Source organism: Marinimicrobium sp. LS-A18, from assembly GCF_000463525.1.
GTDB classification, from domain to species: domain Bacteria; phylum Pseudomonadota; class Gammaproteobacteria; order Pseudomonadales; family Cellvibrionaceae; genus Marinimicrobium; species Marinimicrobium koreense.
Map to the genome: position 1 here is coordinate 346,078 of NZ_AWEP01000005.1, position 13,852 is coordinate 359,929.

General features: G+C 59.7%; 13 protein-coding genes. 9 read left to right on the top strand and 4 right to left on the bottom strand.

The features are described 5' to 3' along the window. The first annotated feature begins 369 nt into the window (after positions 1–369). From N645_RS0109395 to N645_RS0109405, 3 genes are read left to right on the top strand one after another with little or no spacing between them, the layout of a single operon-like run. Positions 370–753 (top strand): YbaN family protein, encoded by a 384-nt coding sequence (locus N645_RS0109395; protein ID WP_036160749.1) that lies wholly within the window; start codon positions 370–372, stop codon positions 751–753. A 32-nt stretch (positions 754–785) separates the two neighbouring features. Then, positions 786–1,964, top strand: a complete 1,179-nt coding sequence (locus N645_RS0109400; protein WP_036161029.1) for an NnrS family protein — start codon at positions 786–788, stop codon at positions 1,962–1,964. Positions 1,965–1,976: 12 nt separating this feature from the next. Then, complete coding sequence (locus tag N645_RS0109405) at positions 1,977–2,414, top strand: Rrf2 family transcriptional regulator (protein ID WP_024461256.1); 438 nt, start codon at positions 1,977–1,979, stop codon at positions 2,412–2,414. Here N645_RS0109405 and N645_RS0109410 read toward each other — a convergent pair. The 4 genes from N645_RS0109410 to N645_RS0109425 all read right to left on the bottom strand — a co-directional run bounded on the left by N645_RS0109410 (position 2,397) and on the right by N645_RS0109425 (position 8,402). Next, complete coding sequence (locus N645_RS0109410) at positions 2,397–3,293, bottom strand: sterol desaturase family protein (RefSeq protein WP_024461257.1); 897 nt, start codon at positions 3,291–3,293, stop codon at positions 2,397–2,399. The genes N645_RS0109405 and N645_RS0109410 overlap by 18 nt on opposite strands. A 25-nt stretch (positions 3,294–3,318) precedes the next feature. Then, positions 3,319–5,526 (bottom strand): TonB-dependent receptor domain-containing protein, encoded by a 2,208-nt coding sequence (locus N645_RS0109415; RefSeq protein ID WP_024461258.1) that lies wholly within the window; start codon positions 5,524–5,526, stop codon positions 3,319–3,321. Between the two features lie 14 nt (positions 5,527–5,540). Next, positions 5,541–6,770, bottom strand: coding sequence for an imelysin family protein (locus N645_RS0109420; RefSeq protein WP_024461259.1), 1,230 nt, complete (start codon positions 6,768–6,770; stop codon positions 5,541–5,543). A gap of 93 nt (positions 6,771–6,863) precedes the next feature. Continuing rightward, complete coding sequence (locus tag N645_RS0109425) at positions 6,864–8,402, bottom strand: DUF4856 domain-containing protein (protein WP_024461260.1); 1,539 nt, start codon at positions 8,400–8,402, stop codon at positions 6,864–6,866. A gap of 201 nt (positions 8,403–8,603) precedes the next feature. Here N645_RS0109425 and N645_RS0109430 point away from each other — a divergent pair, with 201 nt between their 5' ends. From N645_RS0109430 to N645_RS0109455, 6 genes are all read left to right on the top strand, one after another. Beyond that, the gene (locus N645_RS0109430) at positions 8,604–9,020 is read left to right on the top strand and encodes a DUF488 domain-containing protein (protein WP_024461261.1); all 417 of its coding nucleotides are present in this window, start codon (positions 8,604–8,606) and stop codon (positions 9,018–9,020) included. A 30-nt stretch (positions 9,021–9,050) separates the two neighbouring features. Beyond that, complete coding sequence (locus N645_RS16870; protein ID WP_024461262.1) at positions 9,051–9,770, top strand: 3-deoxy-D-manno-octulosonic acid kinase; 720 nt, start codon at positions 9,051–9,053, stop codon at positions 9,768–9,770. A gap of 93 nt (positions 9,771–9,863) precedes the next feature. Beyond that, positions 9,864–10,748 (top strand): glycosyltransferase family A protein, encoded by an 885-nt coding sequence (locus N645_RS0109440; RefSeq protein WP_024461263.1) that lies wholly within the window; start codon positions 9,864–9,866, stop codon positions 10,746–10,748. Further along, positions 10,745–11,704 carry a DUF6492 family protein gene (locus tag N645_RS0109445; protein ID WP_024461264.1) on the top strand — a complete coding sequence of 320 codons (960 nt, stop codon included), beginning with the start codon at positions 10,745–10,747 and terminating at the stop codon, positions 11,702–11,704. Before N645_RS0109440 ends, N645_RS0109445 begins: the two co-directional genes overlap by 4 nt. After that, complete coding sequence (locus N645_RS0109450) at positions 11,701–12,933, top strand: O-antigen ligase (RefSeq protein WP_024461265.1); 1,233 nt, start codon at positions 11,701–11,703, stop codon at positions 12,931–12,933. The genes N645_RS0109445 and N645_RS0109450 overlap by 4 nt, the downstream gene beginning before the upstream one ends. A gap of 4 nt (positions 12,934–12,937) precedes the next feature. After that, positions 12,938–13,837 carry a glycosyltransferase family A protein gene (locus N645_RS0109455; protein WP_024461266.1) on the top strand — a complete coding sequence of 300 codons (900 nt, stop codon included), beginning with the start codon at positions 12,938–12,940 and terminating at the stop codon, positions 13,835–13,837. Positions 13,838–13,852: the final 15 nt, after the last annotated feature.

Sequence of the window (13,852 nt, forward strand, 5' to 3'; positions counted from 1 at the left end):
TCAACATTTGTAAACATAGTGTCGAACACTACCCCGGTGGCCCCGGGTAATTCCCGGGCAATATCTCCCACCGATTGTGTCAGCCAGTTCATAGGCAGCTCCCCTTGTGCGATGACCAGACAGGAATGAACCGGTTAAAAGGTTCATTTAAATTACTTCTTTATCAAAGAATAACGGCCTGAGATAAAGATGTAAAATAAATTCATCTTTTTGGACGCCATCTACCCCTTCAGGGATAGTCGGCCTCCCCTGAATGGCAGAGCACGCATCATTCACTCCTACTCAGGGGTGGGAGGGTTGATTGAATACCTCCGCAAAAAGATATATTGTTAATACATGTTTTGTTGGCGTGAGTATCCGAAGGTTTCCATGAGTCCCACCTCGATTTGGCGACACCCGCAGCGACTACCCTGGCTGTTGGTGACCTGGAGCGGCGTTGCACTGGGCGCGCTGGGCGCCCTATTACCCCTGCTACCCACCACACCGTTTCTGATTCTGGCGGCCTGGGCCGCCCCCAAAGGCTCACCCCGGTTGCATCACTGGCTTTGCCACCACCCGCACTTCGGGCCGGCGCTGGAGGCCTGGCGCACCCGGAGAGCCATTCCCCGCCGGGGAAAGTGGTTGGCCTGCACGATGCTGACCGCCAGCCTGGTCTGGCTAATCATTTCCGGCGCAGCACCGACCGTGCTACTGGCGTTGACGATGCTGTTCTGCGCCATTGCCCCCTTTTTATGGAGCCGGCCCGACGCCTGATCCGTCGGCTCAGCGAACTAGGAAATCTGATCATGTCGCAACCATCGGCCCTCTTTTCTTATGCGTTCCGGCCATTTTTCATTTTGGCGGGGGTGTACGCCATCGCCATCATCCTGGCCTGGATTGGTTTTCTGTTTGGCGGCTGGCCCCTGCCCCTGGGCTGGTCCCCGCTCCAGTGGCACAGCCACGAGATGATCTACGGGTTCGTCAGCGCTCCCATTGCCGGGTTTTTGCTCACCGCCATGTGCAACTGGACCGGTGCCCCACCCCTGCGCGGCGCCGGTCTGGTAGCTCTGGTGGCGCTCTGGCTCGCCGGGCGGGCAGTGTTCTGGTTCGCGGGCTGGTTGCCGGGCTGGCTGGTTGCGGTGGTTGATCTCGCCTTTCTGCCCGTGGTGGCGCTCTATGCCGGGCGAGTCCTGCTGCGCTACGGCAACAAGCGCAACCTGATTCTGGTGGCCGTATTGGCAGCGCTGACGGCGGGCAACCTGCTGATGCACCTGGGTTTTGTGAACGGTGGCGTGGGCCTGCTCAAACTGGGCCAAGGCCTGGGCCTGGATGTGATTACGCTGATGATTGTGGTCATCGCCGGGCGCATCACCCCGGCCTTCACCGCCAATTGGCTGAAAATGCATGGCGGACGCCCGGAGCGAGTCACGCAGTCAGTGCGTGTCACTCAGTGGGCGCTGGCAAGTGTGTTGGCACTCACTCTGGTGGCCCTGCTGCCATTACCGCTCTGGACAGAAGGCGCCGTGGCCCTGCTGGCCACCATCGTTAACGGCGTACGTCTTTACCAGTGGTCCGGCTGGCAGACCCGACGTGAACCCCTGCTGTGGATTCTGCACCTGGCCTATGGCTGGATTGTAGTTGCTCTGGCGCTGCGCGGCCTGGGCGCCTTCCTGCCCGCGCTGTCGGACTCCCTTTGGCAACACGCCCTCGCCGTGGGCGGCATTGCCACACTGATTCTCGGGGTAATGAGCCGGGTGGCCATGGGCCACACCGGGCGACCTCTCGCCCTGCGCCCATTCGGCCGGCTGATGTACGCCGCCATCATTGCCGCCACGGTGTTTCGGCTGCTGGCCGCCAATCAGTGGCTGGACTACCGGATCGGGATCACCCTGTCCGCCCTGGCCTGGATTCTGGCGTTTGCCTTGTTTGTGGTACTTTATGCGCCGATACTGTGGCAGCCCCGGGCCGACGGCCGTCCCGGCTAGACGAGGTTAATCATGCACATTACCCGCTATACCGATTACTCCCTGCGCGTACTGATGTACGTTGCACTCAAGGGCGACGAGCTGTCGACCATCCGGGAAATTGCCGAAAGCTACGACATTTCCAAGAACCACCTCATGAAGGTAGTACAAGAGCTGAACAGCAAGGGCTACCTGCACGCCATTCGAGGCAAAAATGGCGGCTTACGCTTACGGGGAAAGGCTTGGGACATAAACCTGGGGGAGCTGGTACGCAATACGGAGCAGGATCTGACATTGGTAGAGTGCTTTGGCCGAGACAGCCAGTGTGCTCTCACCCCCAGTTGCCGACTAAAAGGCGTACTTGCCGAAGCACTTGAGGCCTTTTTTCGGGTACTCGACAGTTATACCTTGGCCGATCTGGTGCGTCCCGATAACACTCAGGAGATGAAACAGTTACTGCAGTTGACCTGAGCCTGGGTGCCTCAACCCAAAACGCAGTCGGCGCGGGCGCTCGCTCGCCGGTAGATGGCTTCCGCAGAGCCTGTCCCACAGTGTCAGGCAGGTGCCGAAATTTCGATCCCGATGCTCAGGCGCCGCACTGTGGTGTAGCTGGTGCTGGGCCGGGCTGATCAGCCAGCGTTCCAACCGCCCGAAGGTGAACCAGATATGACTGTGGCGTAGGTTGGCACCCAGGAGGTTGAAAGCAAAGCCCAACACATCCACTCCCAGCACATCCAGACCACTCAATTGCCCGCCGAACAGATAGACAAACACCCCACTCACGCCCCCAAAAACCAGCAGACCCCGCAGATAGTATGCGGTCATTTCCAGAGGATGTACCCGGAATAATGTCAGCGGCGTAAGTCGCTTGGCACTGTGGTGGACCCGGTGAAACCGCCAGAGCCAGGGCACCCGGTGCATGGTACGGTGCAGGGCGAAGCGACTGAGGTCTTCCACCAGAAAAAACACCAGGGTGTAACTCAGCGCAATAGCCAACCAGTGCCACTGGAGCGCCGGGGCGTTGCCCAGATGGGTCTGCAGGGTGCGGGCCACCCAGAGCGTGGCCATCATATGACTGCCCAACAGGGGCACAATCAGCAACAGCCTCAAGGTGCTGTTGCCCAGCATCAACCCCAGATCAGTGGCGGTCGAGCGGTTGAACCAGTGACGGCAGGAGAACAGACTTCGGCGCAGACCGCGCCAGAAGCCGACGTTGTCGTGTAGGCGGACTTGCAGGTATAACGCCGCCACCGCCATCACGCCCGCCGAAACCCAGAATAGCCAGTACATACGGCTGGCCGGATTCAGCGGGTAGCTCAGGGGCGCGGTCAGCGCCTGCCACCAATCCACCTCAAACACTCCGTTCAAGCCTTCTTCAGAAGCGGTAAGTCACGCCCAACTGCACCGTTCGCGGCGCGTTGGGACGGGCACCGAAGGGACGGCGGGAAACCAGCTCACGCTCATCGGTGAGATTGTCCGCCACCAGCTGCAGGCTCAGCTCCGATGACAGATCGTAGCGTGCGGACAGATCCAGAGTGGTGTACGCCGAGAGTCGATCGCGCCCGGTGGGCTCACCTCGCCCGGGCCGATCGCGCATTTCACCGGAGTACTTCACCGCCAGATTCAGCTGCCAGTCCAGCGCCATCAAGCCGATGCCGAGTCGGGCCTGGTGGTCAGGGGTGTAGGTCAGCTCGTCGCCAGCACGCACCGTGCCCCACTGGGAAAAACCCGAGGTAAAATCGCTCTGGAAAGCGCTCTCGGTGTAGGTATACGCCAGGCTCACAGGCACCTCGAGCCGATCAGTGAGCGACCAGACCAGATCACCGGTCAACTCCAGGCCGGCAATTTCCACGCGGCCACCGTTGAATTCCTCACCGGGTTCGCAACCGACATCGGACACCCGACAGCGGCCCAACAGGTTGTCGTAATCACTGAAAAAACCGATGGCGTCCAGGGTCAGGTCCCCGGCCTGATAGCGAAAACCATATTCGAGATTGATGCTCTCTTCAGGGTCGACTGAATCCGCAGCGCCCGGCCCACTCGGGGAGAAACCCTTGTTTACGCCCACCAACAGGCCCAGGCTTTCCGTCCATTCATAGAACACGCCCGCCCCGGGTATGACAATATCCTGGGTATTACTCCGGCGGCTGCCGTCGGCGCGGTTTTCCACCTCGCCTTCGATGCGCTCCGCGCGCAGGCCCACGTTAATTTTCCAGGGGCCACGCCGAATTTCATCGCTGACAAACAGTGCCCAGGCATCGGTTTCCGCCCGGTTATCGGTTTTCAGCGCTCGGTCGGTAACGCCATCAAACACCAAGGTCCCGTCCTGTACCCGATAGCCAAAAGGCTGATGAGCACGATCGACATAGTCGTGATGGTAACGCAGCCCCAACGTCAGATCGTGCTGCCAGCTGCCAACCCCCAGTTCGTGCTGAACCTCGGTCTCCACCCCCTGAGAGCCATACTCTCGAGCGTTGTCAGTCACATCGAGTCGATCTGAAAGCCGATCACTGGAATCGATCTCTCCGCGCAACAGGGCTAATGGCCGGGCGAATATCTCTGGCCGATCAAAAACACTGCTCGCACTCAGGTTGGCAGAGTAATCTCCACCGCTGGCCGGAGAGGCAAAGAATCCATCCAGCTTTTCCCATGAGCGGTCAAAGCGGTTAACGTACAACTTGTTGACCCACTGCCAACCGGTGAAAAAATTGGCCTGATGCAACAGGTGCGCCTGGGTGTGCTCAGACTCGAAACGATCAGCGGCACTGCCCAGGTAGCGGCGATCCGGATTGATGTCGAAATCCGCATCGGTCAACCCCAGGTAGGTTTCATCGGAAGTCTCGTCGGCGTAACCCAGCTTCAGTGTGAGGCTCTGGGCAACGGGTGCCCCGGAGCGGGATTGCCAACCCAGTTTGAGGTTGAGGTCGTTGCGCTCAAAGCCGGTATCTCCACCACTATCCAGTTCCTTGAAGCCGTCGGCACTGTAGTTGAGCAGGTCCACCTGGTAGCTGAACTGCTCGTGACTATCACCGTAGACCAGGCGCCCTTTTTGATAGCCATCAGTGCCGGCACTGAGCGACACTTGGCCTTCACGCCCGGACGGCAGCGGCGTCGTCACCAGATTGACTGCACCACCGACGGTGTGGGGACCGTAGTGAATGGCCGAAGGGCCTTTGAACACTTCCACCGCGCTCATGCGATTGACGTTGGGCACATAGTAGGCCGCCGGAGCCGAGTAGGGTGCCGGCGCGATCAGGATGCCGTCTTCCATCAGTGTGATTTTCTGACTGCGCTCGGCCGTGGCCCCGCGAATGCCGATATTGGGCCGCAAGCCGTAGCCATCCTCGGTGCGAATATAAACACCCGGCACCTGGGTCAGCAGTTCATTGATGTCGGTCTGGTCAAACCGGGCGATGGCGTCCTCATCAAGAAAGCTCGCCGAACCCGCCGTGGAACGCACGGCATCGGCACCGCCAGTCACCAATATTTCCTGATAGACCAGTTCGGGCAGCTCGATATCCTGAGCGCTGGCCAGACCACCAACCAATGCCAACAGCAGCGGTGTGTGTTTCAGTCGAGTCATGTTCATCCCCGCGATCAGTCGTTGTCGGATTGCCCACGCTCGGGCAAGTCGAGATTAACAATGGTGATGAAGTCCGTACGCAGCCGGTCAGTAACCCGCTTGACGAAGCCGTGGGCCGCGCAGGCACTCCCCACATGCACGTCCGGATTGGCGGCCGCATTGCGACAGTCGGCATCACTCCCCGACTGGGCCTGCGCACGAGTTTCCTCCAACAACGACGGGCGACTGTAGTCGGTACCAGCGGTCGCTTTGATAATGGTATCCTCAAACTCGTCGCGTACTCTGGCAAATCCCTCTTGGACGAAAATGTCGTCGAACCCCAACCCATTGCCGCCGGTAAAACCAACCAGAAAAGCATCCAGGTTGGCATTGATATTGCGCATGGAGCTTTCACTGAAAGGGGATTCCACGGCATCCGGACAGGCGGCGGCGCTACAGCTAGCGTTTATGCCGGTGGGCACACCAAGCTTGCGGTCCTTGGTTTCCAACTCGATGTAGAACAATGCATCGGACAGGGCTTTGAGGTTGACCTCCTGGTTGGCGGGGTTAACCCACTCAAAGCGGTAGTCGCCCCCTTCCGGCTCCCAGGCCTCCACCAGCGTCTGTGATGCCGCCTCGATGTCGTCGGCCAGGCGTTGAGCATAGTCACAGCGCTGCTCACGACGAGTCTGCTCCGGCAGATCATTCCAGCCCTGGGTCTCGTTGATCTGCGAGGGACAGTGATAATTGAGATCTTCAGAGAACAGCAAGTACTCCAGCGCATCCAGACCGCGTGCATTTACCGAGCGGGTCATCAGGTCAAAGTCCTCGCGCTGGGCAAGCACCACTCCCTGATCCACCGCACATTGGCTCAAGGGCGCAGAACTTCCAAAAGAATAAATACGGTTGCGCAGCGCGCCGCCGTTGGCCGCCAGCGGACCGACCTGAAACAGTTCCACCCGTTGCCACCGGTACATCGCTCTACGCCACTGATCACGAACCCGTTCAACATCCGCCATGCCTTCAGGGTTGTACAGCCGGTCGCAATAGGACGCGACCGAGCCCGGCCCTTGAGCGAGCGCCTCCGCCTCCTCGGCAAAGTTCCGGTACTCCGGCAAAATCACATTGTCCGCGTAATTCGCCATCATGCCCTGATAGTCAAAATTCCGGGCGGATTCAGACTCGGCATTGCTGGATTGATCATCACCAACGCAACCACTGACTATCAGCGCCAGTAGAGGCAAGACCGCGCGATTGATTCGCATCACTCTAGAACTCCTGATTGTGTCGTACTCACAACGCACAACAGGCGAGCCCCCACAACGGGGGCTCGCCTGTTCGCGCGGGGTTAAAAGGGCTTACCAGTTCTCAACATTCTCGGTATCGAAACCATAGGCGTTTTGCATCAATGTGCGGGCCGCCAAGAGGTCAGCGATGTACTGATCCACGCCGCCATCGAAAGGCATTCCCGCCTGAGTGCCATCCGCCAGCACGGGGGCATCGCCCATTGCGGAGAGAATCTCCTTGAGGTCCGCCAGTGATTCAGCATCGACTCGGAACGGTGACACGGGGCTGAACTGCAGATTCAGGGCAAAGCCTTTCATTTCCCCCCAGTGCTTGGCCAGATTCTTGAAGTGGGCCAGATCCTGGAACTTGCCATTTTCCACCGCTTCCAGATCCGCCACGGTATCGTTGATGTAGTGCACCACGGTGGCCGCAACGCATTTTTCCCAGGTCAAAGCGGCAATTTCGATCTGCTCATCCAGTTCGGCCTGACGCTCCGCGCTCAGCTCACCCAGTTCGGCCGCCTCGCGCAAAATAGCGCGGCCCGTCAGGAAGGCGGCAAACACTTCGCTGGTGTAGTCGGTGGGGCTGCTGTTCTCGGCCGTGCCGGCGTCACGCTTGGCACAATTGGTGGCATTACCGAAGTTGAATTCACTGCGGATATCAATGGCACTATCGTCGTTGCTGTCCATATAACCGATGTTGCGGATCTCATCATCGGTGTAGTCGCCATAGTCACGTGCGGCGCCAAAGTAACCAAAGGCTTCATCCCAATTGTGTTCACCCTCGGTGAAGGTATTGTCGCCCTCGGTCTCCAACATGTTGGCAAAATCAGCCTGCAGGTAGTCGTTGGTACCCTGTGAGAAGGCTACTGCCCCCAGCAGAAACTTCTGGGTCAGCTGACGAAGATCACGCCCGTAGGCATCGACGGTAACAGTGTCCAGTTGGACCGTGCCGTCCAATGTCTCAACTTGCGGAGTGGTGCCATCGGTAGCCTGTTCAGCCAACTCGGCGAAGTAGTAATCCACCAGATCCACCGGCAAAGCACCGGACTCCAGCCCTTCTTCCCATCCGAAGAATTCGCCATCAATCAACTTATCGGCCTCACCATTGCCCTGACCATCACCACCGGCAATTTTGCCGATCAGGTCTTTGCCATCGGCGATGGCGCCGTAGGTCAACTCGCCGGAGTCTTGCGGAAGAATGTTCATGCCGCCGAGGTCACGGGCATTGAACTCGGACGTAATATTGTCCGAGGTGGCAGAATCAAAGCGAAAGTAGAAATTCAAGCGCGCTTCAACACTGTCCTGAGCGGCGTTCTCTTGCAAGGTGTTCATTGCAACCACGAGGTCCTCTAGCAGAATATGGCGCTTGGTCTGACCGGTATACGACACAGTGGATTCGCCGTCGGCATTGGGGAATAGATAAGTGGTTGGCACCTCGAGACTATCACCACCTTCAGAATCGCCGTCGTCATTGCCGTTTTCGTCGTCACCCCCGTCTTGCTGCTCCTCTTCGACCGGTGCAGGGTCATCACTGCCACCGCCACCGCAGGCGGTCAGCGCCATGGCCGCAACCAGAGCCACAAACAAGGCATACCATCGAACGTTCACAAGCTTCTCCTATTCAATACGGAAATCACAATCAGGTGGGCAGTTGAGTGTCCGGGCCAGACCGCCAAGAGCGCCACTCACTATCCAGGCAAATTCAATTGTGGATATTAATGATATTGATTATCAAGATCAATGCTTTTTGCTGTGAATTCTCGATCCACTCTCCTGCGACCACCTCACAATCAGTGCTATGATGGGCACATGAGCTACAACATCGTTTTCAAACGTGTCTATGAAGCAGCGGAACGCTCTGACGGAGCGCGAATCCTGGTCGACCGACTGTGGCCTCGGGGCAAACGACGGGAGGACCTTCAACTGACCGAGTGGTACCGGGACGCGTCACCTTCCCCAGCCCTGCGGCGGGCGTGGCATCAGGGCGAGATCAGCGACCAACGCTTTGCTGACGACTACCGCAAAGAACTGGATGCGCAGCCCGAAACATTAGTCCCGTTAATGCGTCACGCGCGCCAGAGTCGTCTGAGCCTGTTAACAGCGTCGCGGAACCCCGAACAATCTCATCTGCCCATTCTGAAAAACGCCCTGCTGGACCAACTGGCTCGCGAGGACGACGAGGCCGATGACCGCGCACCCAGCTCGCCAACTTGCTATAACCGCTAGCGAGTACTCACAGACACAGGCCGCCCCCGCATGACCAACGCCACCCACTGCTTGTACTCCGACGGCTCTCAGCACGCCCTCGTTCACCCGGCGCAAGCCGAGGCCTTTCAGTTTCAGTGGTTTGATCCCGCCGCCTGGGGCGCCTCGGCCGAACTCATCAATAGTGGCGGTCGAGGGGCCGCCTGGTTCCTGAACGGCGACCGGGGCCGCTGGGTGTTGCGGCATTATCGCCGCGGCGGTCTTCCCGGCAAACTGCTGGATGACCGCTACTGCTACCTCGGCTCGTCCCGGGTCCGCGCCCTCTGGGAGTTTTCCCTGCTCCAGTCGCTCAGTGCCGAGGGGCTGCCCGTTCCCACCCCCATCGCCGCCTGGTACGAACGTAAAGGACTCACCTACCGGGCAGCCTTGATCATCGAGCGGCTGGAGAATACCCAATCGCTGCTGAGTCTCGACCAAACCGGGCATCTTCCTCTCTGGGAGGCGGCGGGCCGCTGCATTCGGCGCTTTCATGACGCCGGGGTTTATCACGCCGACCTCAATGCCACCAATGTTCTGGTCCGCCCAAGCTCGGGCGAGGTCTTTCTGATCGATTTCGACCGGGGGGCTCAACACGCCAGCCATACCGCTGACGCGCCCTGGAAGGCCGCCAACCTGGCCCGCCTCGAGCGCGGCGTCCACAAGCATTGGGGTGCCGGGACCGACAACACGCCGGAACCCTTTCTCAAAGCGCTGAAGCAGGGCTATGCCTGACGGTCAGCGGTCATCCACACCATGATTCTGGCGGGCAGCGCCGCCTGTGCCGTGATAGAATGCCGCGGTTTTTTGATCCGAATGGCGCACCTTATGTTTGACGCACTCCGCCTCGCTTTTTATCGTCTGGCCGCCAAAGGCTGGGTCCCGGCCCGCTGGTTCGAGCCGGACCTGCCACCGGTGGCCGCGCGGACGGCGAAGACCGGGCCGCTGGACCTGGAGATCGTCAGCCACTGCTGGAATTACTCGCATTTTCTGGCCTATCAATTGAGCTCTCTGGTGCTGTTCCCGCCCACCAGACTGAACGTCACCATGACCGTGTTTTACGCCCCCGAGGACACCTGGACCGCGCAACTGCTGGAGTTCTTTTCCACCCAGTCGGTACCCGGTGTCACCTGGAACTGGCGGGCACTGCCACGGCAGGAGCTGTTTCGCCGGGGCATAGGCCGCAACCGGGCAGCGCTGGAAACCCGGGCCGACTGGGTGTGGTTCACTGACTGCGATCTGATGTTCCGCGACGACTGTCTGGATACCCTGGCCGAATTGCTTCAGGGGCGCCAAGACGCGCTGATCTTCCCCGAAGAAGAGCGCACCACGGATCTGCTGGCCGAAGACAATCCCATGCTCACCGCCGCCCATGAGCCCGCAGTACTGGATATCGACACCGGCTCATTTACGGTCAAGCGCCCCTCCAAGGCGACCGGACCGCTGCAGATCGCCCACGGGGATGTCTGCCGGGCGGTCGGTTACTGTCGCCACATTGCCCTGTACCAGCAGCCCAGCGAGCAGTTCGCCAAGTGCCACGAAGACCGCGCCTTTCGCTGGCTGGTACAGAGTCAGGGGGAGCCGCTGCCCATTCCCGGCGTGTACCGTATTCGGCACATCAGCAAAGGGCGCTACACCGGAAGCAAGACCAACACCGGGGTACGCACCGCGCTGCGTCGCCTTCAGTCGCGCTTGAGGGACCGCAACGGATGACGGCCGCCATCCCGTCCAACCCCATTCTACTGACCCCGACCTGGGCCGGAGATCTGGAGCACTTCCGTCTGCTCCGGGCCTCTCTGGCGCGCTCCCCCCTGGCCGGGCTGAAGCACCACGTCGTGGTACAGACCGAAGATCGGCACCTCTTCGAAGCCTACGCCGAAGAGCCCAATCTGGTGCTGCGAACCACCGCCGAGGTACTGCCAACGGACGTAGAGCGCGAGCGCATCAAGGCGCGTCACATCAGCGCCCGCACCGGCCGCCACCTGACCCGTATCAGCGGCAGCCTGCGCCGAACCCTGGGCTGGCCGCGCTGGCCCGCCTATACCGGCTGGCATACGCAGCAGCTGTGCAAACTCGCGGTGGCCAGTGAAGCGGGCCACGACACCACCATCGTTCTGGATTCCGATGTGGTGGTCACGCCCTCGGCCCAATTGGATGACTTTCAGACCGCCGACGAGGTGGTGTGCTTCGCCCAGTGGCAGCCACTGGGCGAACTGAGCGGGAAAGTACGCAAGTGGGTGGACAACGCCGCCAAACTGACCGGGCCCGGAAAACTGACCGAGGCTCAGCCGGTCAATACCTATTTCGACACCCCTTTCGTATTCGACGGGGCCGCCGTGAATGCCATGCTCCAACATCTGGAGCAACACAGCGGCCGCCCCTGGTGGCAACACCTGCTGAACCAACCGCCCAGACGCTGGTCGGAATTCGGGTTATACAAACAGTACCTCGCTCAGCACGAGACGCGCCCCGTGCAGTGGCGGGCACCGGATGTGATGCACTATATCTTTGACACCCGCGATGCCACGGCCGTGGTGCAGCAGGTCAAGGCGCTGTTCGAGCGCCCTGACATTCACTATATTACCCTTCACTCCCAGAGCAGCGGCAAGCACGACTGGAATGCCCGCGACTTCACGGACCTGTTGCTAGAATGGATCACCACGCAATGACACCCAGTGCTCACGAGCAAACCACTTCCGGCTATCAGCGCCGCCTGCCGACCCTGTTTCTGATCTGGATTGCCCTGTCGGCCATCTCCCCTCACCCGGACCTTTTCAAGGCCTGGTTTCACCTGGCGCTCGGCTTACCGGTACTGATTTTTTTCAGCATGGGGCGGCTCCGCATTGATAGCGGTGATCAACTGCTGCGCCTGTGTGCGGGTTTTCTGTTCTATGTGACCGCCAGCTCGTTGATAGTGAGTCAGGCCGACGGGGGGCAGCATCTCCATGCGGTGCGCTGGAGTTTTGAAACCTCCCTGCTGGTCATGGTGCTCTTTGCCGCTTTACCGGCTCTGCTGCTCAACCCCCTGTTTCTCGGCCGGTTTATCCTGGGCAGCGTCGCACTTGGCGGGCTGTCCGCACTGCTCATCTTTGGTGTATTCAACGGCTTCTCGGGGCGGCTCTACGGGATTGGCGCCCTCTACCAACCCATTGAAGGCGTGTCGGTACTGATCATGTATCTGTGCATTGGGGCCTTTCTGTTCTGGCATCAGCGCCACGCCCTGACAGGGAAAGATATCACGCTGCTGTTATTGGCACTGTTGATCACCTGCACCTGCACGCTTCTGTCCGGCAGCCGGGGCCCCACCCTGGCGCTGGCGTTAGCGGTTGCCTACTGCTTTGTGGTCAGTGCCATCGCCTACCGACACTGGAAAATACTGTCGCTGGCAATTGCCTGCCTGGTACTCGCGCTCGCCGGCGTGCTCTGGCTTTACGGTATTGAAGAGTTCATCCAGTTTATGGCCGAGCGCGGTACCTCCTACCGCCTGTTACTCTGGACGGCTCACCTGGAGCATCCTCCCGAGTCGTTCCTGTTCGGCCACGGTGCCGCCACGGATCTGGAGCAGACCGCCGCAGGGCTGAAAATCTACTCCGAATCCGGTCTGGGTACCGCCCAACCGCACAACCTGTTTCTGGGCACCTTTGTCCAAACGGGGCTGATTGGCCTGAGCACCCTGATGGCCCTGTTGGGGCTGATACTCAGCGGCATTTATCAAGCCAACACAAGCCGGATCGCCAAGCTGTACCTGCTGGGGATTTTCGGCACTGTGATCATGTTGGTCACCACGAACACCTACACCCTGATCATCTCGGTCAAAACCATGTGGCTCTATACCTGGCTGCCGCTGATACTGGTGTGGTTGTGGTGCCGGCAAACCCACCAACGGGATGAGTCGTGATTTCATGATTTTCTGTATCTTTTCCTTCAATCGGGGCCCGTTTCTGCGCAACTGCGTGCGCTCCATTGAGCAGTGCCGGCCCGATGCCCGGATTCTGGTGTTTGACGACGACAGCTCAGACGAGGAAACCCTGACCGTGTTGAAGGAGATAGAGAAAGCGCACCGGGTGGTCACACCCGACAAGGCCGGCTCGACCAAGCACGGCGGCCTGTACGACAACATGCAGAGCGCCATCGAGATCTTGCGAGATGAACCGCTGGTGTGCTTTTTACAGGACGACACCCAGGTGGTGCGCCCAATTCTGGATCGGGAAATCGACTCGTTACGACGGCTGTTTGCCGAAACCCCCACGCTGGGTTTCGTCCAGCCCTGCTTTCTGCGCGCTTCGGCAAAACATCGTCGCCCCTTCAGATCCACTGGCGACCAATCGACCGAGCTGCTGTATCGGGAGAATCGAGGGCAAAGCGCGGGCGTACATTACTCGGACCTGCTCATCACCTCGCCGGCACGCCTGCTCAAGTCGGGCTGGCAGTTCCAGTCCTCCGAGCCGGACAACGATCGACAGGCCAGCCGCCTATTCGGGCCTATGCCCTACCTGTACTCGCCTTTTGCGATGTGGCTGCCCGGCGTTCCCGCTTACCGGGGAAAGAAAAAAACCTGGGCACTGAAATTGGCAGAGAAACGTGGCGACTGCGGGTTCTATCCATTCGAGATCTGGTCTCAGGAGGCGTCTGAAGCATTTCTGGCACGCCCCCCTCAGCAACTACCGATCGCGGAAGATTACCTATCCTGCGCAGGAGCGGCGCCCAGAAAACCCTGGAAATACACGCCGCTATCGGGACATCGGTGGCTCAAAAAACTCAACAGCATTGAAGTGTATTTATACCGCCTTTTCGGCAAGTGACGCCCGTGTGAAAGC

Bases quoted from the DNA above. Each gene is read 5' to 3' on its own strand.
- N645_RS0109395 (WP_036160749.1), top strand. From the start codon at position 370: ATGAGTCCCACCTCGATTTGGCGACACCCGCAGCGACTACCCTGGCTG.
- N645_RS0109400 (WP_036161029.1), top strand. From the start codon at position 786: ATGTCGCAACCATCGGCCCTCTTTTCTTATGCGTTCCGGCCATTTTTC.
- N645_RS0109405 (WP_024461256.1), top strand. From the start codon at position 1,977: ATGCACATTACCCGCTATACCGATTACTCCCTGCGCGTACTGATGTAC.
- N645_RS0109415 (WP_024461258.1), bottom strand. From the start codon at position 5,526: ATGACTCGACTGAAACACACACCGCTGCTGTTGGCATTGGTTGGTGGT.
- N645_RS0109420 (WP_024461259.1), bottom strand. From the start codon at position 6,770: ATGCGAATCAATCGCGCGGTCTTGCCTCTACTGGCGCTGATAGTCAGT.
- N645_RS0109430 (WP_024461261.1), top strand. From the start codon at position 8,604: ATGAGCTACAACATCGTTTTCAAACGTGTCTATGAAGCAGCGGAACGC.
- N645_RS16870 (WP_024461262.1), top strand. From the start codon at position 9,051: ATGACCAACGCCACCCACTGCTTGTACTCCGACGGCTCTCAGCACGCC.
- N645_RS0109440 (WP_024461263.1), top strand. From the start codon at position 9,864: ATGTTTGACGCACTCCGCCTCGCTTTTTATCGTCTGGCCGCCAAAGGC.
- N645_RS0109445 (WP_024461264.1), top strand. From the start codon at position 10,745: ATGACGGCCGCCATCCCGTCCAACCCCATTCTACTGACCCCGACCTGG.
- N645_RS0109450 (WP_024461265.1), top strand. From the start codon at position 11,701: ATGACACCCAGTGCTCACGAGCAAACCACTTCCGGCTATCAGCGCCGC.
- N645_RS0109455 (WP_024461266.1), top strand. From the start codon at position 12,938: ATGATTTTCTGTATCTTTTCCTTCAATCGGGGCCCGTTTCTGCGCAAC.